Annotated in this window: 20 protein-coding genes; 8 read left to right on the top strand and 12 right to left on the bottom strand. The window is 37.6% G+C overall.

Features of this window, described 5'->3' with window-relative positions; translation table 11 throughout:
* Window positions 1–690, top strand: coding sequence for a hypothetical protein (locus H6G57_RS21820; RefSeq protein WP_190522432.1), 690 nt, complete (start codon window positions 1–3; stop codon window positions 688–690).
* A 328-nt stretch (window positions 691–1018) separates the two neighbouring features.
* On the opposite strand, the gene H6G57_RS21815 is transcribed toward H6G57_RS21820, so the two are convergent.
* The 7 genes from H6G57_RS21815 to H6G57_RS21785 form a co-directional block, all read right to left on the bottom strand.
* Window positions 1019–1834, bottom strand: coding sequence for a dienelactone hydrolase family protein (locus tag H6G57_RS21815; protein ID WP_190522430.1), 816 nt, complete (start codon window positions 1832–1834; stop codon window positions 1019–1021).
* A 66-nt stretch (window positions 1835–1900) separates the two neighbouring features.
* Complete coding sequence (locus H6G57_RS29660) at window positions 1901–3520, bottom strand: DAHL domain-containing protein (RefSeq protein WP_309236005.1); 1620 nt, start codon at window positions 3518–3520, stop codon at window positions 1901–1903.
* A 139-nt stretch (window positions 3521–3659) separates the two neighbouring features.
* Complete coding sequence (locus tag H6G57_RS21805; RefSeq protein WP_190522426.1) at window positions 3660–4718, bottom strand: cytochrome-c peroxidase; 1059 nt, start codon at window positions 4716–4718, stop codon at window positions 3660–3662.
* 6 nt (window positions 4719–4724) lie between these two features.
* Entirely contained in the window at window positions 4725–5183 is a 459-nt protein-coding gene (locus H6G57_RS21800; protein ID WP_190522425.1) for a ubiquinol-cytochrome c reductase iron-sulfur subunit, read from the bottom strand.
* 187 nt (window positions 5184–5370) lie between these two features.
* On the bottom strand, window positions 5371–6285 hold the full coding sequence (gene rsmH / locus H6G57_RS21795) for a 16S rRNA (cytosine(1402)-N(4))-methyltransferase RsmH (RefSeq protein ID WP_255528399.1): 915 nt from the start codon (window positions 6283–6285) through the stop codon (window positions 5371–5373).
* Window positions 6286–6317: 32 nt separating this feature from the next.
* Entirely contained in the window at window positions 6318–6752 is a 435-nt protein-coding gene (locus tag H6G57_RS21790; protein ID WP_190522423.1) for a hypothetical protein, read from the bottom strand.
* A gap of 7 nt (window positions 6753–6759) precedes the next feature.
* Complete coding sequence (locus tag H6G57_RS21785; RefSeq protein WP_190522421.1) at window positions 6760–8025, bottom strand: AAA family ATPase; 1266 nt, start codon at window positions 8023–8025, stop codon at window positions 6760–6762.
* Window positions 8026–8426: 401 nt separating this feature from the next.
* Between H6G57_RS21785 and psb34 the strand changes: the two genes are divergently transcribed.
* Complete coding sequence (gene psb34, locus H6G57_RS21780) at window positions 8427–8594, top strand: photosystem II assembly protein Psb34 (protein ID WP_190522419.1); 168 nt, start codon at window positions 8427–8429, stop codon at window positions 8592–8594.
* Window positions 8595–8821: 227 nt separating this feature from the next.
* Here psb34 and H6G57_RS21775 read toward each other — a convergent pair whose 3' ends face one another.
* Together H6G57_RS21775 and H6G57_RS21770 are read right to left on the bottom strand one after the other, a co-directional pair.
* Window positions 8822–9061 carry a hypothetical protein gene (locus H6G57_RS21775; RefSeq protein WP_190522417.1) on the bottom strand — a complete coding sequence of 80 codons (240 nt, stop codon included), beginning with the start codon at window positions 9059–9061 and terminating at the stop codon, window positions 8822–8824.
* A gap of 179 nt (window positions 9062–9240) precedes the next feature.
* On the bottom strand, window positions 9241–10608 hold the full coding sequence (locus H6G57_RS21770; protein WP_190522415.1) for a hypothetical protein: 1368 nt from the start codon (window positions 10606–10608) through the stop codon (window positions 9241–9243).
* Between the two features lie 331 nt (window positions 10609–10939).
* Between H6G57_RS21770 and H6G57_RS21765 the strand changes: the two genes are divergently transcribed.
* Together H6G57_RS21765 and H6G57_RS21760 are read left to right on the top strand one after the other, a co-directional pair.
* Window positions 10940–11473: a photosystem I reaction center subunit XI gene (locus H6G57_RS21765; protein ID WP_190522413.1), complete on the top strand. Its 534-nt coding sequence runs from the start codon at window positions 10940–10942 to the stop codon at window positions 11471–11473.
* 972 nt (window positions 11474–12445) lie between these two features.
* Window positions 12446–13450 carry a hypothetical protein gene (locus H6G57_RS21760; RefSeq protein ID WP_190522411.1) on the top strand — a complete coding sequence of 335 codons (1005 nt, stop codon included), beginning with the start codon at window positions 12446–12448 and terminating at the stop codon, window positions 13448–13450.
* A 175-nt stretch (window positions 13451–13625) separates the two neighbouring features.
* Here the strand turns inward: H6G57_RS21760 and H6G57_RS21755 are convergent, their stop codons facing one another.
* The gene (locus tag H6G57_RS21755) at window positions 13626–14183 is read right to left on the bottom strand and encodes an NUDIX hydrolase (protein WP_190522458.1); all 558 of its coding nucleotides are present in this window, start codon (window positions 14181–14183) and stop codon (window positions 13626–13628) included.
* Window positions 14184–14292: 109 nt separating this feature from the next.
* On the opposite strand from H6G57_RS21755, the gene H6G57_RS21750 reads away from it, so the two are divergent.
* Window positions 14293–15753, top strand: a complete 1461-nt coding sequence (locus H6G57_RS21750) for an AMIN domain-containing protein (protein WP_190522409.1) — start codon at window positions 14293–14295, stop codon at window positions 15751–15753.
* Window positions 15754–15962: 209 nt separating this feature from the next.
* Here H6G57_RS21750 and H6G57_RS21745 read toward each other — a convergent pair whose 3' ends face one another.
* Together H6G57_RS21745 and H6G57_RS21740 are read right to left on the bottom strand one after the other, a co-directional pair.
* On the bottom strand, window positions 15963–16253 hold the full coding sequence (locus tag H6G57_RS21745) for a hypothetical protein (RefSeq protein ID WP_190522407.1): 291 nt from the start codon (window positions 16251–16253) through the stop codon (window positions 15963–15965).
* Window positions 16254–16304: 51 nt separating this feature from the next.
* Entirely contained in the window at window positions 16305–16622 is a 318-nt protein-coding gene (locus H6G57_RS21740) for a pentapeptide repeat-containing protein (RefSeq protein ID WP_190522405.1), read from the bottom strand.
* A gap of 158 nt (window positions 16623–16780) precedes the next feature.
* On the opposite strand from H6G57_RS21740, the gene H6G57_RS21735 reads away from it, so the two are divergent.
* From H6G57_RS21735 to H6G57_RS21725, 3 genes are all read left to right on the top strand, one after another.
* Complete coding sequence (locus tag H6G57_RS21735) at window positions 16781–20485, top strand: WD40 repeat domain-containing protein (RefSeq protein WP_190522403.1); 3705 nt, start codon at window positions 16781–16783, stop codon at window positions 20483–20485.
* Between the two features lie 68 nt (window positions 20486–20553).
* Window positions 20554–20787 carry a hypothetical protein gene (locus H6G57_RS21730; protein WP_042153658.1) on the top strand — a complete coding sequence of 78 codons (234 nt, stop codon included), beginning with the start codon at window positions 20554–20556 and terminating at the stop codon, window positions 20785–20787.
* Window positions 20784–21194 (top strand): PIN domain-containing protein, encoded by a 411-nt coding sequence (locus tag H6G57_RS21725; RefSeq protein WP_190522401.1) that lies wholly within the window; start codon window positions 20784–20786, stop codon window positions 21192–21194. The genes H6G57_RS21730 and H6G57_RS21725 overlap by 4 nt, the downstream gene beginning before the upstream one ends.
* The last annotated feature ends 2 nt before the right edge of the window (window positions 21195–21196 follow it).

Genomic DNA, 21196 nt, shown 5'->3' with positions numbered 1-21196 from the left:
ATGAAACGGAGAAAATTCATATACTATAGTGGTCTGGGGACTGCTACGTTTATCGTTAATTTAGGGTTACATAACCCCAAACGAGCAGATGCTTTCTTGTTTTTCTTACTAGCTAACCCGGTTTTACGTTTAGTCATGGGAAGCTTGGCAAGATCAGCATTTTCTTTCTTTCAAAGAAGAGAGCAAGAATGGTGGGATAAAAGGTTAGAAGTTCAGTTAGCACAACGGGAGTTTTTGCATAGACAATTTCAAGATGTTACGGTTGCGGAAATCAGAAGTCCTCAATATTCGGTAATCATCGGATCAGAACGTCGTGAAAGTTTAGGAAATAATGCAGCACTTGTGTTTCCTCGCATTGAAGATAGTAGACCCACCCTATCTGCATTTTCCGGTGCTGCTTCTATTGGAATGGCGATCGCAGCACAATATTTGCAGGAAAATACACGCTTAACAACTCCTCAAATTCAAGCTGCAATCTTACCCAGAATGGCAGGAGGAATCGATTATTCTGATTGGCGAGATTGGAATAATAGCAGTTTTAGAGGCTATCCTAATAGTTACTCCGATACTGGGGTTAGAATTCGTTATGATGCAGTACAACCCACTAAGGGAGGTTTTGGGATGATTGATGTTAACGTTAATGCTAATTTGATGATTAAGATTCCACCTATTAAGGTCAATTTTGCTTAAATATTGATTAATCATCAATTTTAACATTAAGCATTGGCAAGTGAGTCAAACTAAACAATCTAAAATAATTGATTAGCTGTTTTTTTAGCGATCGCTAATTTATAGCGAGTCTAAATCAGTTATAAAAATGTATTAAAAGCCAATTCATTCTAAGGTCGAGGTATGCCTTATTGGTGTCAATTTAAGCTGAAAAGCCTTGAAATAAATTTCAGGCTCAAAGCTAAAACCCGTTAAAACGGGTTAATGAAATAGTTGACTTTTTAGTTATCTTTAGATAACTTTAGCTTTTAGCCCGAAATTTATTTCCGGGTTCAGAAACCCGGTTGGTTTAAAATATTTCCTCAAAAAACAGTTTCATAGCTTCAAATGAACGTCGATCAGCATCTGCATTATAAGCAGTTCCTTTAGAGGGATCATTCCCCGCTTTGGGATTCGTAAAACTATGAACAGTTCGCCCATAACTCACCATTTGCCAATCCACATTCCCCTCTCGCATTTCCTTCTCAAATGCCTTAATATCTTCCGGGGAAACTAACGGATCATCCGCACCATGTAACACTAAAACTTTGCTTTTAATTTGTTTTCCATCCTGGGGATTGGGACTATCTAAACCGCCATGAAAACTGACTACTCCATCAATATCTACACCGCTTCTTGCTAATTCTAAAACCGTTGTTCCGCCAAAACAATACCCAATAGCAGCTAAACGTTCACTATCGGTTTGAGGTTGTTTCCGAAGTTCTGCTAATGCGGCATTCACTCGTTGTCGTAATAACGTCCGGTTACTGCGGTAAAGGGTGGCTTGAGTTTTGGCTTCCTCTGCGGTTTGGGGTCGTATTCCTTTGCCATAAATATCCGCAGCAAAGGCGACATAACCGAGGCGTGCGAGTTGTTCCGTGCGACTTTTTGCATACTCATCTAACCCTTTCCATTCATGCACAACTAACACCCCTGGACGTTTCCCCGTGTGTGAAGAATCATAAGCTAAATATCCTTCTAAAACGGTATCACCTTGTTGATATTCGACGAGTTGGGTTTGTAACGTGTTGGGGGTTTGTGCGGATGTGAGGATTGTCCAAACGGGAGTGATCAAAATCCCAATGACGAGAAGAATGAATAAAGAATATTTTTTGAGAATGTTCATAAGCCAGTAGAGGAGAAATGAATGAAAGTTCTATTTATTATACTCATAATTTTAGACCCTATTGATTTATTTCCGTTTTAAAATTAAAAGGGTAATATCATCAAATTGTTTTTGATTCCCTATAAATTGTTTCAGATCTTCAATCACAGCATTTTGAATCTGGTGAGCCGAATTGCACCAATGACAACGGATAACTTCACACAAGCGATTCAGTCCATATTGTTGATTATCAATATTACAGGCTTCAGTAATCCCATCGGTATAGAGAACAATCCCATCTTCGGGTTTTAATTCCATATAAATCTTACTAATAAATTGAGTAATTTCTTCATCTAAACCAATGGGGAAACCTAAATCAATAGTGTCGATGCGTTGGAGTTCACCTTCCCTTCGCACGACTAAAACTTCCTCATGTTGTCCACTAATCATTAATAAGCCTTCTGTATAATTCAGAATAGAAAGGGTTAGATTTTTATCGGTATTCATGCGTTGTATATTTTTATAAAGGGTTCGGTTTAAAATTGTAAGAAATTTTACGGGATCTGATTCTTGAGTTTCTTTTAAGGTACGAACTGCGGTTTGTGTCATTAACATTAAAATGCCGCTTTCTAATCCATGTCCGGTGACATCGCCAATTCCAATTGTAATCACTCCATCGGTGTCTAAAATATCATAATAATCTCCTCCCACTTCATCAGCAGGTTCCATATATGCAGCAATATCGAGAGTATTAATGGTTTGAAGTTCTTCGAGTTTAGGAAGAATCATATTTTGCATCTGTTTTAAGATATTAAGTTCTGCAACCATGCGGAAGTTTTCAACTTGAAGTTGTTCGTTTAATTCTGAAATATGTTGATTTAATTTAGCAATTCTTTGGTTAGATTTAGTTAAATTTTTAATGAATTGATAACCCGCTATTAATATTCCTAGCAACAACCAAATATAAGTTAAAAATCGATATAAGTTGATTTGACTTAAAGCTGTTTTATAAGATTGTATATATACTTTTTCTAAATCCTGATCCACGTCGGATAAGGAAATATTTAAAAGCTGATTTGTTAACTGATCAACTAGAGGTTTATACTGAAGAATAATTTCTGCATGAGCGATCGCTAATTCTAAAGGAAATTCTATTTCTACCGTTGAATAATCTTGTTGTAAAGTATGGAGATTTTGAATTTGCCCTTCTATCTTCACTTTCAGTTCTTCATCAGGGGTTAGATTGTAAAGTAATAGATCATATAGCAAATGATTGAGAGGAGCTTCTAACATTTTAAATTGAGATTGCTTTTGAAATTCTGGACTGGCTTTTTCGATGAGAAATGGAAGATAACGTAAGGAATTTTTAAGTGCAGAATTCTTAGATTTAAACGTTTCTAATCGTGTTTCTTTTTGCTCGATTAATTTTCTTTGTAATTTTAACTGATTCAAAAGTTGTTGTTTAAACTTCCCTTGAACAAAACTGGGAATGGATTGCAATTGATAGTGTAATAATTTTTGTTGAGATATGGATTGCACTAAAAGGTCATAGGAAAAAAATAGTTCATATCTATCTCTCAAAATTTCTTGATTTAATTTTGCCTCGGTTGATTCTAATTGTAAAATTGTGTTATGATAGGCTTGATAGGTTGCTGAATCTAAAGAAAAACTTTTACTAATTCCCCAAGCCAAAATTAGTAAAAACATAGTTATACTGATCATAGTATGGCGTGGAATTTTGATCAACATTTTTAACCTAATACACATCTAAATGACATCATTATAAATCCCCAAAACTCAATACCTGAAACCGATCTGCGTTACAACTTTTAAATTCACGAGTAGCTTACTTCGGTAACTCACCTGTTAATGTATTTAGAAATTGAATGATTAAGTCAATGTCAGTTTGGGGAATTTCACGACCCAGTTGATACTGAGCCATCAATTGAATTGCTGCGTCTAATGTTGTAACAGAACCGTCATGGAAATAGGGTTGAGTTAAAACAATATTTCTCAGACTGGGAACTTTAAAAACGTGCAGATCCTCTAGGTTCCGTGTAACATTATATCGACCTAAATCTGCCTTAGTAATGGCAGGTTTTTCACCAGAAGTGTTCGGTTTTCGAGCCTTAAAATAATCTCCAAATAAGCCCAAATTTTGAAACATATTACCTCCGAGCAGTATCCCTTGATGACAAGCGATGCAACCATAGGCTTTAAATAAACGATATCCTTCCTTTTCTTGATCGTTAATACTCTTTTCATCTCCTCGTAAAAATTTATCAAAGCGAGAATTAGGTGTCAAGAGAGATTGTTCAAAAATAGCGATCGCAGATTTGAGATTGGTGGGTGTCATTCCATCAGGATAAGCTTCTTTAAACTCAGTGATATAACTGGGAATTTGTTGCAATTTATTCATCAGTTCAGACCAACTTGCATTCCCCATTTCTGGAGAAAATAAAGCCTCCTGAATTTGCTCCTCTAAACTATTAGCACGTCCATCCCAAAATTGCTTAAAATTATAGCTACTATTAAATACCGTTGGGGCATTAATAACACCTTCATTACCAGCCATTCCAATTGAACGAACTAGGCGATCTATGCCTCCATTATTAAATTGATGGCAGGTGACACAAGCAATACTATTATCTTGAGATAAACGAACATCATAAAATAGTTTACGTCCTAACTGAACTTGTTGTTGATTCAGGTCTACATGAATCGGAATCGGTTGAATGGGTTCTTTCCGCAATTGAGAACTATTTGAGGAAGGAATAGCAACAAATTGAGCGGTTTCTAGGGGTTTATAGGATTGCCAGAACCAAGCCAGCAGTCCACAGATTAGCCCTATAATAATTAACACAAATGTTTTAAAAAATCGAGATTTTAATGGGATTTTAATCATTTGATTTTAACCCAATTTAACGAAAATAGTTTGATTTTCAATTCGGGCTGGATAAGCTTTTAGCGGTTTCACCGTTGGCCCTTGGATAATGCCCCCCTCGCTATTAAACCGAGAACCATGACAAGGACAAATAATCGTTTTAGAAGTAGGTTCCCACCCCACAGAACAACCTTGATGAGGGCAATTCAAATCGAATGCTGCTAGTTTTTCTGTATTAGGATTACGAATGACAATTAACTGATGTTTAAGGTCAAGAATTTGTCCACTTTGCGCTAATTCTTCTACGGTTCCCACCTTAATAAATCCATCAGCAGGGGTCTGGGAAATCGGTTCAGAATTCGATTGTGGTGTTTGGGTTGGGGACTTAGAAGAGGTCAAAAATTGAGAACAAGCCCCAATAATAATAGGAATTGAGGTTGCTAAAGTACCCAGACTTAAGCGATTAAAAAACTGACGACGATTCATAAAATTTTATACTGAATTGAACTGGGTTTAACATCGGTTAGAAACTCACAGGTTTTTGATTAACCTGTTAAGGCTGGCTATCAATATTATAAATTCTTTTAGTAGAAATAATCACCTTGATTTCAAGGGCTAAAATTAACCCTTGAGAATTACACTCTTGAAACGAATTGAACCGTTAGATGATTTTCTAAGATTCGATGAGCTTTCGTTCTGCTACTCTTAATTTTGCGGAACGAGAACGGGGATTATTGTTCAGTTCATCCGGTTGGGGTTGAATCGGTTTTTTCGTTAAGACCTGTAAAATAGGAGAATCTTTTAATCGATGTTTAACGATTCTATCTTCTAAACTATGAAAACTAATAATCCCAATTCTGCCTCCCGGTTTTAACCAATATTGGGCTTGATCTAAGAATTTTTCTAAACACGTTAACTCTTGATTCACCGCAATTCTTAGAGCTTGAAACACACGGGTAGCGGGATGAATCCGTCCATGACGATAACTCCCCGGAACACAATTGGCGATCGCATTTGCTAAATCTGTTGTGGTTTGAAATGGCCGTTTTTCTACAATTCGTTTAGCAATGCGTCTTGATAACCGTTCTTCCCCATAATGATAAAAAATATTCGCTAATTCCTTCTCATCCCAATGGTTAATAATCTCCGCCGCCGTTAAAGATTGTTGTTGATTCATTCGCATATCTAAAGGGGCAGTATAACGAAAACTAAACCCCCGTTCTGGCTGATCAAACTGATAGGAACTTACCCCTAAATCGGCAATAATGCCATCAAATTGTTTTCCTTTGGGGTTATATTGAGCAAAATTTCCTTGCCAAAACTGCACCCTTTCCAGCAGAGAAGGTTCTGCTTGTTCAAATTTAACACGGGCAGCCGCGATCGCATCTTGATCTTGATCAATTGCCGTTAACCGGATATTCTCTGCTGCTTGCAACAATAACAAACTATGTCCGCCACCACCTACGGTCGCATCCAAATATTCTCCCTCCGCACGCATTTCTAAACCCGCAATTAATTCCCGACTCAGTACCGGAATATGGACAAAGGAGGGTTGAGTGTTTTCTTTTAATGCTTCAATTTCAGACAATTTCAGTATTCCTAATTTTAACTATAATAATATTAGCTTAAAAAATAAGTATAATTTATATTCTTGACTTCTAATGTAGCATTATATTTCTTTTTGAAATCTCGCTTAAAATTTTGAATTTCAGTTGTGGCTAGAGGACATCGGGTTGATATAATAATACAAACCTTTTTTTGTTTGGCTGGATCATCAGAGAGTTGTTTAATCGTTGCTTCTAGTTGTTCAATGGCGTGCAAAATTTTAGACCCTTTAAGCTCAATATAGATTTCTAATGTTCTTTTGATATCCTGTTGATCAGGAATAACCAGATAATCACAACGCAAACCTTCTTTAATTGCACATCCATCAACCTGAACTACACAAACTTTAAATTGATTCGGATTTTCAATAATAATTTGACTCTGATTTTCTTTACGAGTTATTCGTTTATCAGATATAATTTTTTCGCACTCTGGAAATCGCTTTTTCATATCGCACTTAAATCAGGTCAAGAAGTTGATCAAATTCAATGGCTAATTCTTCGGAAACAGAGTCAATAATATTAGTATCAATTAATCCTGTTTCTTCCGATATAATGGATTGACATGAACCATCCATCAGAGAATAAACAGCTACATCTTCTGTGAATAAGGCTTTATAGCGAGGAACAATTTTTTCGAGTTTTTTGATAACTTCATCATTAGCATCCTGATAAATTAAACCCGCTTGTAGTAAATTGTTAGTTGCGGTTAAAATATAAGGGCTATGGGTGGTAATAAAAAATTGAAGACCATCAGGGTTAGTATTAAAAACAGTAGCGATTAACTCAACAATATGTTTTTGAGATAGTGGAAAAATGTGTGCTTCTGGTTCTTCAATATATATGGTCTTTCCTTGAAGTAAAGAAGGTAAAAAAGGAAGTTTAGATAATATAACTACTAACGGTAATGCTTCTTGTTGACCTGATGAAATATTGGCAATATTAATTTTTCTTCCATCTAAGCTTCTTAAATAATCATTGCCTTTTTCAACTAAAAAATTACCTTGTAATACTTGATAAACTAATTCTTCAATTTCTTGATATAGTTTAGTTTTTTCAAGATCATGATTAAGCCCAAAAGTAAGATTTTTCATGCTTTCATAAGTCAGTCCTAATTTTTCAATAAAAGGATCTAATGAATTATTGCTTGAAAGAAAAGTAAAGATATGATTTTGTATGTTGGAAAAAAATGCTCGTCCTGCTGGAATAAAAACTTGAACAAAAATTGAGGCTTTACCCCATAAAGATTGGATGTGGTTGAGAAGTTGTAACCGAGCTTTAGATCTGTCAAAAACCGTCCATTGACTTTGACTGACTTCCAAATTATCTTGTTGTAATTTTATATATATTTTTTTTAAATCCGAAAATTCTTTTTTGTAAATTTCAGCAGACTCTAAAGTTAGTTTTGAATCAGCATTGATTTTTGATATTTCTATAAATCTATTGTCGTTTTCATATCTAAGATTAAACCCATCTAATCCTCCAAATTCTTCTGGAAAAAATCTGATAAATTTTTTTAAATAAAAGGAATCTAAATCAAATTGATTTTGATCATTCTCAATAGCTGTAACTAGATCAGATACAAACTCTTTAAAATAAAATAATAATTTTGCACAAACACTCTTACCACTGGCTTGAGGGCCAATCATAATATTGATTTTCTTCACCTCTATTTCTAAGTGTTGAATTCCAGCAAAGTTATCGATAATTAATTTTTCAACCATTGTTCAGCCTTTTATGAGCAGTCACGTCAATCATTGTAAGGTGTAGTCTGTGCATAGACTTTTATCAATAGATATAAATTAATAAAATGGTGATCGTTAACCCCCCAAGCTAAGAAACCGGGTTTCTCAGGTAATTTCAGGGAATAGAATCAGAATTTTTGTTGAAAAACCCGGTTTCTGGGGAAGTACAGAGCCTTGTTAGCTGCTAAGAAACCGGGTTTCTCAGGTAATTTCAGGGAATAGAATCAGAATTTTTGTTGAGAAACCCGGTTTCTGGGGAAGTAGGCTGAAAAATTCCTTGTGATTAACATCACCTCTGTTGTTGAGTCAAGTCACTGTTACAATCTTTAACATTGCGTTACATTTATTTACATACACAAGCGAGTTCAAGGAAAAACACCATGTACACCACCAACGAAAACGGAATCCTGAATAACTACGCCATCGAACCCAAAATGTCTTATGCTGAGTACCCCTCACCGGAACAGCAAAGTCGCTATGCGTTTCAAGGTGCGGCTGCTGTCCTCCTAGTGACGTCTCTGCTCATGATTGCTTTTGCTGCCTCTTAGACAGCCATCAGCAATTGTCAACCTCAATATTACGATTCTTTAAACTGCCGAATCAATAGGCAGTTTTTCCGTATTCAAGGGTTTAAGTCAGCTAGGTTAAGATTTGGACTGGTCAACAATTGTTTATCAAAAAATTCAATTAAAACATAGAAAACCCACCGCAACATAGGCAGAGGGCTTCACCATGAAAGTAATTTAATCATACAGAGGGTGGCTTTTTGTAGCCCTTAATCTTCATCCCAATAAGTTTGGTTATAACCAAGTTTTGTTGCTGCATCACGTTCCGCTTGGGTTAATTCTTCCCAATATTTCTCATTAGAATTGGGAGCGTCAGAGTCTTCTTCCCAACTTGCTTCATTCCAACCTAAAGTGACCCACAACCCTTGCTCAACATCATTCAAATCTGTCCAACTCAAATCATCCCAAGTGTCACCTGGATTACCTTCAATTTTCCGAATCGTTGACATACATGACCTCACTAAATTTTAAACACTCGCTGCGTACAGCTTGTCCTCAATTCTACAAGCACCTGACACAGAACTTTTGACTTTTTCCCTAAAGGAATTTTTCATCAATTGTGGAAACTATTCCCCGGCTTAACGGCGCTGTTCGCACAGTTGCGACTCAAACGCCATTAAGGATGGGATTAATTCAGATGACGATAGGCTTCAATCCAGGTCGTTTTGTTGGTCAATTTTCCGAATTTCTTAATATCATCATCATTCATTTGTTCTCGAACAATTGATTTTAGTTGGTTAAGAGATAAATCATCCGGGTTGAGTGGTTCTAATCCAACTGTTGTCAACTCTTCACTGTTTTGACTCTCCTCCTTCACCGTTGTTTGTTGACTCTCTGGGATATTTTGATTGTCCTCCTTCACCGTTGACTGTTGACTGTCTGGGATGTCCTGACTGTCCGGTGCAGTTAAAGTTTCGGTAGTATTAGAAACTTCAACATTTGTGACAGTTTCAATCGGTTCATTATCCGGTGCCTGTTCAATTTCCCGTCGTTTAAATTCCACTTCCCTTAAAGCTTCTGCCTTCATTTTTTTAGAAGCTTTAAAAAAGTTAGGGCGTTCCTCTGTGGGTTCGCTTAACAATTCCACAAATCCAAATACATCTCTGTCGGGTAGAAAACGGGCTTTTAACTCTACAAAATAAGTTTTAGCTTGTTGTTCTTTTTCGAGTTTAGGATTAAATCGAAAAGGTTTTACGGGTGAATCTCTCCACAAAAGTGGCGCATGGGTAGCCTTCATGAATTTAACCTTCCGAGAGGCTTCTGCTTCTTTAATCCACGCTAATCTATCTTTAGTAAAGTTTCTAAAGACTGAGATACAAGGCGTTCTGCAAACGGGTATAAATTGCCATAACCCGCACAATCTAAACTCAAAATCTTTTAATTCTGAATTGAAGGGATGTTCTTTTTTTGTGGGAATAGAGGAGATAAACCCTGATAATTGGAAGGCTATAATATAAGGTTGATCCCGGCCTGGAAAGTGTAAAATTTTAGGGTAAACGATTAATCTTTGAGTCGTGTTTCCTGTCGCTTCAATTTCCTTTTTAAGGGCTTCGTAAGCAAATCGGCGTCTACCGGGAATATAAAATAACCGATATTCTTTATCTCCTATCTTAATCGTAGACACATCCCCTAAATTAACTTCACCTTTGATAATACCGATGGCTTGGAATAAAGATTCATTTTTCGGTTTAGGTTCTTTGGGTTCCTGGGGAGTTTCAAGTTCTGCTGAAGGTTGGGGTTCAACTTTAACCTTGGGTGCAATTATTTTCTTGGGTTTAACGGGTTCTGATGCTACTTGGACTTCATCTATTTTCTTGGGTTTGATGGCTTCTAATTTTACTGGTTGTACTTCATCAGTTTTTGATTGAACTTCCGGCTCGGTTTCTATTTCAGTCTCCGATTTCAACTTGGCCAACAATTGCTGATACATTGCCTTTTGCTTAGGGTTGGTAGCCGTGGCAATTAATTTTTTGATTTTTTCTATTTGTTCGGTCATTTGCTATGCTTTGATTAACTGGTAACATTTGTATTATCTCCCAATCTCTCAACAAAGGGGGATATTTTTTTGAAAATATTTCTAACAAGAACTGAGAACCCCAGAGACAGAAAGATTAAAAATTGACATAAAACTTTACATTCCCCAGGAACCTTTAATCCAGAAAAATCCCTATCCCTAGCTCATAAGCTATCAGGTAGCCCACTAGCGATCTTTTTTCCGACTATAACTCAAGAGAGATTATTTTATATGGCTTCTGGAAGATGAATTAAGGGCTAAATTCCTCTAAATTTGTTTTAGGTAATCCTATAAAATTACGGAATCAAAGATTATGGTTCAAATCGTAGAAAATATTCAACGTTCTAATGATCGTCCGGGTGATCCCCGCAACCGTGAAGTGGTTCATGCTCCCTATGATGATCCGCAAATTGGTAATTTAGCAACCCCGATTAATTCTTCTGCGTTTACGAAAGCATTGATTAATAATTTACCCGCTTATCGTAAAGGTTTATCACCCCAACGTCGGGGGTTAGAAGTGGGTTTAGCTCATGGTTATTGGTTATTAGGCCCCTTTGTAACTTTTAATCCTTTACGAGATACAGCAGTAGGTTTAATGGCGGGATTATTTGCCACCATTAGTACCATTTTAATTTCCACTTTTGCGATTTCTTTATATGCAGCTAGTGATCCCCCGGAACCCCTAGCAACGGTTACTACACCGAACCCTCCCGAAGCGTTAAAAACATCAGAAGGATGGCATGAATATGCAGGGGGATTTTTAGTGGGTGGTGTCGGTGGAGCTTTAGTTGCTTATGCAATTTTAGCAAATTTGGATGTGTTTAGAACCATTTTTAATATTTTATAAACCAGTTACGGGAGTAGAGCCAATATTGGAGTAAAATCAAATAGCGATCGCTCCCGATTTTTTTTACAGCATGGGTTAATTTGGAGTTGGTGCGTGCGCTCTGCTTACGCACCCTACATCATGATTACTTTAACGATTTTTATCCTCTTTCTTAAGATTGATTTAGAATATTCTACAATTATTCCTCTAGTTAGTTGAAAATCAGGTGGGTATTTTGTCATCTTATATACAGATGACTATCGCTGACTCAAAAAGTCCCCTATCTTCGGATGGGGGATTTCAATTTTTATCCTTAATTTTACCTTAAATATCAAATTCAATCTTTGTGGGGATACTGTTCCTTTAAAGCTAAATCTAAATGATGAGAACGATTTATTTCATAAGCTAGATGATGATGAGTAGAATAGCTGTTAAATTAGAGAGTATAAGGTAAGTACCGGATGGAAGTTATGCCGCTGTGTTCCATTGTTGCAAACCGAAGGAGAGCGAACTGTCAGGGATGCGAACGGTACAATTATAAGTCAACTTAAACGGTGTGGAGTTTTTATCGCTTCCTCCACTTGATTACGGTCAAGGGAAGGCTAAACCCTTCATCAGAGCGGTCTGAGATCGTAAACGTTATGGGTTGATTTGAAAACGCAATTATACAGAAACAAAACCCGTCTGAGTTGGTTACAACTGAGGCGGGTTTATGAGTCTATAATAGACTAAAATTGTTGTGATGGTAGAGTAAATTATAAGGTTCAGTTACATTTGACCGTTATATAGATATAAAATTTTACCTCGAAGATTTACTAGAAACGCGGGTAGACTTGGTAAGTCAGCGATCGCTTAAACCTCTGATTCGCTCTATAGTAGAAAATGATATCTTATGTTATCATAAAGTTCAGCTTGGATCAGCCAGCTTACCAGAGACATTAGGTAAATTTTCTTCCGTGATTTCACGGATTCATCTACAATTTTTTAAGAGTTATGAAAGAATTTGGCTTAACACCAGAACAAACCAGAATTTTATTTAGCTATCAATATTACATAGTACAAACTGATATTGACTGTGAAACTAATTTTCAAGTTAAACCTCTCAAAATACAATGGCTATCAAAGTGGAAAAAGTCTACAGAAAATTTTTTAACCAGTCAAACTCCTTCTGATCAAGTTGATCAGAAGTCAGTGGAACTGATTACTAATATAGATTGTCTGAAAGATTTAGTTCACTCTTCTATTCTTGAAGCAGGAAATCAATTAACAAGATATTTGATTTTACTTGAAGTTACGCTGTTTAAGCCTTATTACAATTTAGGGGATGGTGATGATGAACAATTCAAAAATTTAAAAATTGCTGATGAAGTACAAGTTATAAGCCAACAAAAGCTGATCGCAGCTACCCTAAATATTAATTCGGATTGTGTTGATCGTTTTCAGTCTAACTATCAAGAAGCTATAGGAGGATTAAAAGGTGGAATAAATCCTTGGTTTATATTAGCAGGATCGGTATTTGTTGGTGTATTAGCCTTCTTTTTTACTCCTGTGATTGTGGGTTTACTTGCACCAATTTTAGCGCCGGGATTATCTGGTGCTGCCGCCATTTCTGCTGTTTTAGCGGCATTAGGAGGAGGCGCAATCGCAGCCGGAGGTTTTGGTATGATGGGAGGAATGGCTGTTATTATTGCTGGAGGTTCTATTTTAGGTGCTGGTGCGAGTGTAGCTGTTGGTTTCTTATTTGCTCAATCTCCAGAAATTGCTTTGACACAAGCTGCTAAGTTAGAAGTTATTTTTAAAGAAATTATTTATATTCAAAAAGATATCGGTTTAGCTCAAGAAATCATTAAAGAGCAAAGACAAGCAATTCGTTCTCTTGAAGATAAACTCGATGAATTAATGATGAATAAACAAGAAAATCAACAAGAAATTGATAATTTAAAGCAAGCTATTGAATATTTGAAAAAAGCTTTAGAAAGAAATCAAGGGTTATTGTAAGCCAGGTCATATTATGTCGGAATTATTCAATGATGAATGATCAGAAAATAGAGATACAACCCCTGAAAAATTACTCGTAACCGCAATAAAATTAAGCAAGAATGGGAAGAAATTAGAAGCATCAAATTATAAGGTTTTGCCTATTAATCTAACCCATCTATTTCAATCAACCACCCTAGTTATTTGCTTGTAAATAATTTAAACCTAAAAACAAAGCAGCTACCGAACCTGCGACACAAATTTCTCCGGTTTGAATTTTTAGCCATACCGCTTCTATCGGAATCAAAACAACTTCAATCTCTTCTGTAATATCCAGGGAAGTTGTTGATAACAATTTAACAGAATTGGCTAAAAATAAATGCACTGAGTTTGTATCTTTAACCGGATTATCATATAACGTTGCGAGTTTAACAATAGACTCTGCAATATAACCTGTTTCTTCCGTTAATTCTCTTAACGCCGCTGCTTCTGGAGTTTCTTTCTCTGGATTAAATGCGCCTGCGGGTAATTCTAATAAAATTTGTTCAACGCCATGACGATATTGACGCACAAAAACAATTTCCTGTTGTTCTGTAATCGGTAAAACTAAGGCAATATCCGGTCGAACATGAATAAAAAAATCATCAATAATAATTCCATTCGGTAACTCAACCTTATCCTGTCGAATTCTGCACCAAGGATGATCAAAAACAAAATAGGAGCTCAATCGTTTCCATTTCTGAATCAGTTTCATAGGGGTTTCAGTCATCTACAATCTTAGACCCATAGCACGTCTATACTTGCATTTTCCTCTTAAACGTGCTAATAAAACTTGCATAAACTAGAGTTTTCATGCAAGAACCATGCAAGCGCAAAACTTCAAGCAACAATTTAAGCAAACTGTACAAACGTTAGTCGCCTCAGATGTACCCGCGTTGTATGGGAGTCTGCTGTTGAGAACTTCTAGTGTTGTCGCTGCTGTGGCTATCACAACCGCTTACCCTTTAGCGGTACAGGCGGCTTTGGGAGACTGGAAAATTGACCCCAATACCGGAATTGTCGAGGTTGAACTTCCGACGGGGAGTAAACCCCAGGTATCCGCTTATAATATTCCCCCTCGTTTAGTCCTCGACCTCCCGAATACGGAAGTTAAAGTTCAGATTACAGAAAGTTATGAAACAGGCGTTGTCCGTCAAGTGAGTCTAACCCAGGCGAAACCCAAACAAGCGCAATTAGTGGTAGAGTTTGCACCGGGTATTAGTGTTGATCCAGAAGACTTAGATTTACGACAAATTGGGATTGATAACCTCTGGGTATTGCGTCCGACACTGCAAACCTTACCTCCAGAAGAACCCCCCACCCCTACGAATGTTGCGACGACTCAACCCCAAACCCCCCCAACTCCGACCCAGGTAGCACCCTCGACCCCCCCTCGAACCTCTGCAACGGTGAAACCGCCAGAACCTTCTAAACCGCCTCAATATTCTGTGCGTCAATACGACCCCAGACAGACGGCTTTACCCAACCCCCAACCGATGAGAGACTCCAGCTTAGAGGTTGTGAGAGTTCCGGTTAATCAACCGACTCAATTCCAGGTGCTTCCCACAATTACCCCACCTTCTCCCCCCCCTCAGACGGTCGTATATATCCCTCAAACACCGGCTTATCGTCCTCCGGTTCCCGTCTCTGAAGCGGTGGTCGTGGTTGCACCCAATGCTCAATTCAGTAGAACGGGATCTCTCCCCCAAGCGGTTCCCTTTGGTCAACCGTTACCTTACGCGGTACCCCCAGGGACGCCACAATCCTATTTTAATCCTAGCCCGTCGGCGATTTTGCTCCCCACAGGAACTTCCTTAACGTTACTCTATCCTACTGAAGATCAGGTGCGGCTAACCCCTCGTTCAGAACGTCAGGATGTGTTGTTATTGCAAGGGGGAATTGTTGATAGTTTAGGCAATTATATTGTTCCACCGGATACGCCCATTGTGGGAGAATTTGAAACGACAACAAAAGGCAGTCGATTTATTGCTCAAGCCATTAATTTAGAGGGTCGTAGTATTCCCATTCGAGGTCAATCTAATTGGATTCCAGGGTCTTTAGAAGTTAGTCCTGAACGAGTAGGAATTGGGACGGGTGCAGGAAGTTTAGCCGGATTTCTAGTTAGTGGATTTACGGGAATTGGGGCCTTAGTCGGTGCAATTGCAGGTGCAGGAATTGGTCTAGGAACATCCCCCTCACCCACAACTTTACAACCGGGTCAAATGATTTCGATTCAATTAACCCAAGATCTTACAACTCCCAATTTTTTCTTAGTTAATCAATAATTCGTTGAGGGTTTCAGGTGGCGGATTAATACGTCCAGTTTTGCTTAGTCTGTAAACTGTAGGTTCCATCTTTCACATTAGAAGATTGGGCGATCGCAACGGAATATTGGCATATTTTTAATTCCTATACACAACAATAAATCGTAGGAGCGGGTTCTGAATAAAATTTGATTCCTAACACAAATCTATCTAAACTCGCCCTTTCCCTATTAATCTTGTAAATGCCTGGAATAGATTTCTGAAACATCAGAAAATGAATCGGAATTGCTGGAAGTTTCAGGAGTTTTTTGACTGGAATTTGAGACAAAAATGGAACGACCTAAAACAACCAGCATAAATGCTGTTAACAACACCCAAATTAACTGATCAGTCGTATCTGGGGGAATATCAAGCTTATATTTTTGACCACAGAATGAACAGTAAATCCATTGGCCTTTTTGTTCTCGGCAACAAGGAAGTGATTTAATGTTTTTCATTTCTTTATAAGGGCAGACTATCATAGTTTTATTTCTCCTAAAATAATTGTTTTCTGTGGATTTAAAATCGTTGAGTTAGAATTTGGAGCCATCGAAGTTACTATGCTGAAGATTCGCTCCAGATAAATTCGCTCCTGTGAAATTGCAATCACAAAAATGGCCGAAACGTAAATCAGCGTTGCTTAAATCTGCATTGGTGAAATCAACACCAAGGAATAATGCACCACTCAAATCTGCTCCCCGCAGATTAATATTGTTTAGATCCTCGCAATTGAGATGTTCATCTGATAAATAGGCATTTGGAAAATTTCTTTCCCCCCTTTTATATCTTTCTACAAGTTCTAAGGAGTTATTGATTGTAATGATCCGGTCGGGTTTAATTTGAGTTTTCATGTCCTTGCCTATTTAGAGTTATTGCTTGGTGGACTCTTTCATTGTCTGCTTAAATTTCTGAACCACTGACTAGGCAAAGTGTTCTAGTGTAGAATTTTTGTAAGCTGAGTGTTCAACTTGTGCTCAACTAAGTATAATTACTTATAATCAACTGCAAAATGGGACGAGTAACGCTTAAGGCATCTCCATGTGGTCTTCAAAAGGCCAACGCAGCTTTAAATCGCTTCTCAAGTAAGATCGCATTAGCAGACCGAGCACAACTATCTCGCACAACGGTTCAAGCATTTTTCGCGGGCAAAAGGATTAGTGCGGATAGCTTTCGTCTGATTTGCAAAGAGTTAAACTTGCCTTGGGAAGATATCGCGGGTATAGAGACAGACGTACCATCTGTTACCCCTACTGAGTCAGCTAAGACTCAAGGGAGTGAGTCTGATCCAGCTATAACTACTAAAAAGGCTTCTGAAATATGCCCCTATAAAGGGTTATTAGCTTTCACAACAGAGGATGCAGCCCTTTTTTTCGGACGTGAGGAATTTACTCAAACCTTAGTGGATTCCGTACAGAAACGACCGTTTGTAGCTGTCATTGGTAACTCTGGTAGTGGGAAGTCTTCGGTTGTTTATGCCGGACTAATTCATCAATTAAAAGAACAGGGAGGATGGAAATTTATTACCTTCAGACCAACAAGTAATCCCTTCTCTCAACTGGCTTATCCTCTTTTATCCTTGTTAGAACCAGAAATGGATAAAATGGAGCGCCTTACCAAAGCGAAAAAATATGCCAATAATTTTAAAGCAGGTGAATTAACTCTAAAAGATGTTTTAGATGCAAATTTACAAGAAAATTCTTCTAAGCAGCGTTTTCTGATTTTTGTAGATCAATTTGAGGAAGTATATACTCTTTGCACAGAAGAAAACGAACGAAAGATTTTTATAGATCAATTATTAGAAGTTATTAATGCAGAAAGTGAAACAAAATCGCCTAATATTGTTTTGGTAATTACTCTCAGAGCCGATTTTTATGGACACGCGATAGATTATCAACCTTTACTAGAAATATTCCAAAAATGCAAGCCAGAAAACATCGGGCCAATGAAGCCAGACGAATTACAAGCAGCTATTGAAAAACCTGCGAAAGAAGTTAATTTAACAATTCAGGATGGACTAACAAAAATTATCTTAGATGCAGTTAAAAGTAACCCTGGTGAGTTACCCTTACTAGAGTTTTGCTTAGAACAATTGTGGGAAAAACAAAGTAATGGTCAATTAACAATCGCGGCTTATAACGAAATTGGGGGAGTTGAGAAAGCCTTAGCTAATCATGCTGAGGAAAATTATCATAAATTACATGAAGATAAGCAAAATCGAGTTAAGCATATCTTTACCCAATTAGTTCGTTTTGGGGAAAATACCGAGGCTACTCGTCGCATAGCAACCCGTGAACAAATTGGGGCAGAAAATTGGCTATTAGTTACGGAATTAGCTAATGCTCGTTTAGTTGTTACAGGGCGGGATGAAGACAAGAAACAACTAACTGTTGAAGTAGTCCATGAAGCTTTAATTAGAGGATGGGATCGTCTGCGCGAGTGGATGGAAGAAGATCAGGAATTTCGGAAATGGCAAGATCGGTTACGCGCTGAAAAAGATATCTGGAAAAATAGCAGTAAAGATAATGGTGCTTTGCTACGAGGCGCGTTACTGGTAGAAGCTGAAGAATGGTTAAAACAAAGAAGTGAATGTATTATTGACCAAGAAGAAAGAGAATTTATCCTAGCCAGTCGTCAGTATCAGGAACAGGAAGATATTGAACGGATTAAGGATTTATTAACTTTATCTCAAAAGGAATTACAGTTAAAACAACAGTTAAGCTCTTTGGTAATTGCTGTTAAAGCAGGTGTCAAGTTACACAATATTCAAGAGCCTTCAGAGGAATTAAAGAGAAATGTTATTGAAAGACTACAACAAGGAAGCTATGAAATTAGTGAACGAAATCAACTTATAGGTCATCAGGGTGAAGTAGATGGAGTTTCTTTCAGTCCAGATGGTCAAATTATTGCTTCTGTTAGTGACGATCATACGGTTAAAACTTGGCGTTTAGAGGGTCAAATATTAAATACTTTGAAAGGACATACTAATGATGTTCTTGAAGTAAGTTTTAGCCCAGATGGTCAAACTGTTGCTTCTGCTAGTGCTGACAAAACAGTAAGGTTATGGAGTCTTGATGGGACACTCTTGAGAACCCTAGAAGGACATACTGATCTAGTCTATGGAGTAAGTTTTAGCCCAGATGGTCAAACGATTGCTTCTGCTAGTGCTGACAAAACAGTAAGGTTATGGAGTCTTGATGGGACACTCTTGAGAATCCTAGAAGGACATACTGATCGGATCTGGGGAGTAAGTTTTAGTCCTAATAGTCAAATCATTGCTTCTGCTAGTGTTGATAAAACCGTGAAATTATGGAGTCTTGATGGGACACTCTTGAGAATCCTAGAAGGACATAGCGATCCGGTATATCGAGTAAGTTTTAGCCCAGATGGTCAAACTATTGCTTCTGCTAGTGGTGACAAAACAATAAAGTTATGGAGTCTTGATGGGAAGCTCTTGAGAACCCTAGAAGGACATAGCGATCGGATCTATGGAGTAAGTTTTAGTCCAGATGGTCAAACTATTGCTTCTGCTAGTTTTGATAGAACCGTTAGATTATGGAACCTTGATGGGATACTTTTGAGAACCCTAGAAGGACATACTGATCGGGTCTATGGGGTAAGTTTTAGTTGTGATAGTCAAATTATTGCTTCTGCTAGTGTTGACAGAACCGTTAGATTATGGAACCTTGATGGGATACTTTTGAGAACCCTAGAAGGACATAGCGCTCCAGTCTGGGGAGTGAGTTTTAGCCGAGATGGTCAAATGATTGCTTCTGTTAGTGAGGACAGAACCGTTAGATTATGGAATCCTTATGGGAAACTCTTAAGAACTCTACAAGGACATAGCGATCGGATTTGGGGAGTAAGTTTTAGCCGAGATGGTCAGACTATTGCTTCTGCTAGTGTTGACAAAACAGTAAGGTTATGGAGTCTTGATGGGACACTCTTGAGAACCCTAGAAGGACATAGCGATCGGATTTGGGGAGTAAGTTTTAGCCCAGATGGTCAAACGATTGCTTCTGCTAGTGCTGACAAAACAGTAAGGTTATGGAGTCTTGATGGGACACTCTTGAGAATCCTAGAAGGACATAGCGATCCAGTTTGGGGAGTAAGTTTTAGCCCAGATGGTCAAACGATTGCTTCTGCTAGTGCTGACAAAACAGTAAGGTTATGGAGTCTTGATGGGACACTCTTGAGAATCCTAGAAGGACATAGCGATTCGGTATATGGAGTAAGTTTTAGCCCCAATGGTCAAACGATTGCTTCTGCTAGTGGCGACAGAACAGTGAAATTATGGAGTCTTGATGGGACGCTCTTGAGAATCCTAGAAGGACATATTGACCGAGTTTGGAGAGTAAAATTTAACCTGGATGGTCAAATCATTGCTTCTGCTAGTGCTGACAGAACAGTAAGGTTATGGAGTCTTGATGGGACACTCTTTAGAACTTTAGAAGGACATACTGATCAGGTGTATGGAGTAAGTTTTAGCCCCGATGGTAAAACGATTGCTTCTGCGAGCCATGACAAAACAGTTAGATTATGGCCCATCGATCCTAATGATTTAATCTTAGACTTAGATGTTAAACTGAATAAATTACTCAAAAAGGGTTGTAATTGGATTAGGGATTATCTCAAAACTAATCCGAATGTTAGTGAAAGCGATAGACATATTTGTGATGGTATTTGTTCTGAAGATGATCTAAAAATTGAGAGTTGAAGCTGTTTATACACAGGTAAAAAATTAAATTAGATATAATTGAATAAACACAAGAGGAAAAATCAACCATGAATTTACAAGAATTAAAAAATGCTGCTTATCAACTTCCCGTTCATGAACGGTTATTACTGGTAGAGTCTATTATTCATTCATTGTCTCAAGAATTGCGTCCTCGTCCTGATGTTCCTGATGGAGTTTGGGAACGTTTGCGGGGAAGTTTAAAAACGGATAACGTTGAATTAACTGATGAAGATGTAGAAAGATTAAAAGATGAAAGTTTAACGGAGAAGTATCTCAAATGAGGATATTACTAGATACTAATATTATTTTAGATAGTTTACTGGCTAGAATGCCCTTTTTTGAAGATGCTGATCGGTTATTTCAGGGAATTCGATCCGGTCAAATCATCGGTTATGTAACAGCAACGACATTAACTGATATTTTTTATATTGTCAAAAAACAGAGAAATGCCCAAATCGGTAAACAGTATGTTTCTGATTTGTTATTAACATTAGAAGTTTGTGCTGTTAATCAAAATATTCTTAAAATAGCACTGGCTTTAAATTTAGACGATTTTGAAGATGCAGTTCAACTCGCTTGTGCAATGAATGAGAACTTGGATGCAATTGTTACTCGTGATTTACAGGGATTTGTTAACTCCCCAATTGCTATTTTATCCGCAGGGGAAGTATTAGCTCGTTTATCTTAACT

Origin of the sequence: Planktothrix sp. FACHB-1365 (genome assembly GCF_014697575.1) — a bacterium.
Taxonomy (GTDB): domain Bacteria; phylum Cyanobacteriota; class Cyanobacteriia; order Cyanobacteriales; family Microcoleaceae; genus Planktothrix.
Note: the sequence above shows the minus strand (reverse complement) of the source record. Positions and strands in the feature narration are given on the sequence as shown.

Excerpts from the sequence above, each read along its gene's own strand:
- H6G57_RS21820 (WP_190522432.1), top strand. The coding sequence starts at position 1 with ATGAAACGGAGAAAATTCATATACTATAGTGGTCTGGGGACTGCTACG.
- H6G57_RS21815 (WP_190522430.1), bottom strand. The coding sequence starts at position 1,834 with ATGAACATTCTCAAAAAATATTCTTTATTCATTCTTCTCGTCATTGGG.
- H6G57_RS29660 (WP_309236005.1), bottom strand. The coding sequence starts at position 3,520 with ATGTTTTTACTAATTTTGGCTTGGGGAATTAGTAAAAGTTTTTCTTTA.
- H6G57_RS21805 (WP_190522426.1), bottom strand. The coding sequence starts at position 4,718 with ATGATTAAAATCCCATTAAAATCTCGATTTTTTAAAACATTTGTGTTA.
- H6G57_RS21800 (WP_190522425.1), bottom strand. The coding sequence starts at position 5,183 with ATGAATCGTCGTCAGTTTTTTAATCGCTTAAGTCTGGGTACTTTAGCA.
- H6G57_RS21790 (WP_190522423.1), bottom strand. The coding sequence starts at position 6,752 with ATGAAAAAGCGATTTCCAGAGTGCGAAAAAATTATATCTGATAAACGA.
- H6G57_RS21785 (WP_190522421.1), bottom strand. The coding sequence starts at position 8,025 with ATGGTTGAAAAATTAATTATCGATAACTTTGCTGGAATTCAACACTTA.
- psb34 (WP_190522419.1), top strand. The coding sequence starts at position 8,427 with ATGTACACCACCAACGAAAACGGAATCCTGAATAACTACGCCATCGAA.
- H6G57_RS21775 (WP_190522417.1), bottom strand. The coding sequence starts at position 9,061 with ATGTCAACGATTCGGAAAATTGAAGGTAATCCAGGTGACACTTGGGAT.
- H6G57_RS21770 (WP_190522415.1), bottom strand. The coding sequence starts at position 10,608 with ATGACCGAACAAATAGAAAAAATCAAAAAATTAATTGCCACGGCTACC.
- H6G57_RS21765 (WP_190522413.1), top strand. The coding sequence starts at position 10,940 with ATGGTTCAAATCGTAGAAAATATTCAACGTTCTAATGATCGTCCGGGT.
- H6G57_RS21760 (WP_190522411.1), top strand. The coding sequence starts at position 12,446 with ATGAAAGAATTTGGCTTAACACCAGAACAAACCAGAATTTTATTTAGC.
- H6G57_RS21755 (WP_190522458.1), bottom strand. The coding sequence starts at position 14,183 with ATGAAACTGATTCAGAAATGGAAACGATTGAGCTCCTATTTTGTTTTT.
- H6G57_RS21750 (WP_190522409.1), top strand. The coding sequence starts at position 14,293 with ATGCAAGCGCAAAACTTCAAGCAACAATTTAAGCAAACTGTACAAACG.
- H6G57_RS21745 (WP_190522407.1), bottom strand. The coding sequence starts at position 16,253 with ATGATAGTCTGCCCTTATAAAGAAATGAAAAACATTAAATCACTTCCT.
- H6G57_RS21740 (WP_190522405.1), bottom strand. The coding sequence starts at position 16,622 with ATGAAAACTCAAATTAAACCCGACCGGATCATTACAATCAATAACTCC.
- H6G57_RS21735 (WP_190522403.1), top strand. The coding sequence starts at position 16,781 with ATGGGACGAGTAACGCTTAAGGCATCTCCATGTGGTCTTCAAAAGGCC.
- H6G57_RS21730 (WP_042153658.1), top strand. The coding sequence starts at position 20,554 with ATGAATTTACAAGAATTAAAAAATGCTGCTTATCAACTTCCCGTTCAT.
- H6G57_RS21725 (WP_190522401.1), top strand. The coding sequence starts at position 20,784 with ATGAGGATATTACTAGATACTAATATTATTTTAGATAGTTTACTGGCT.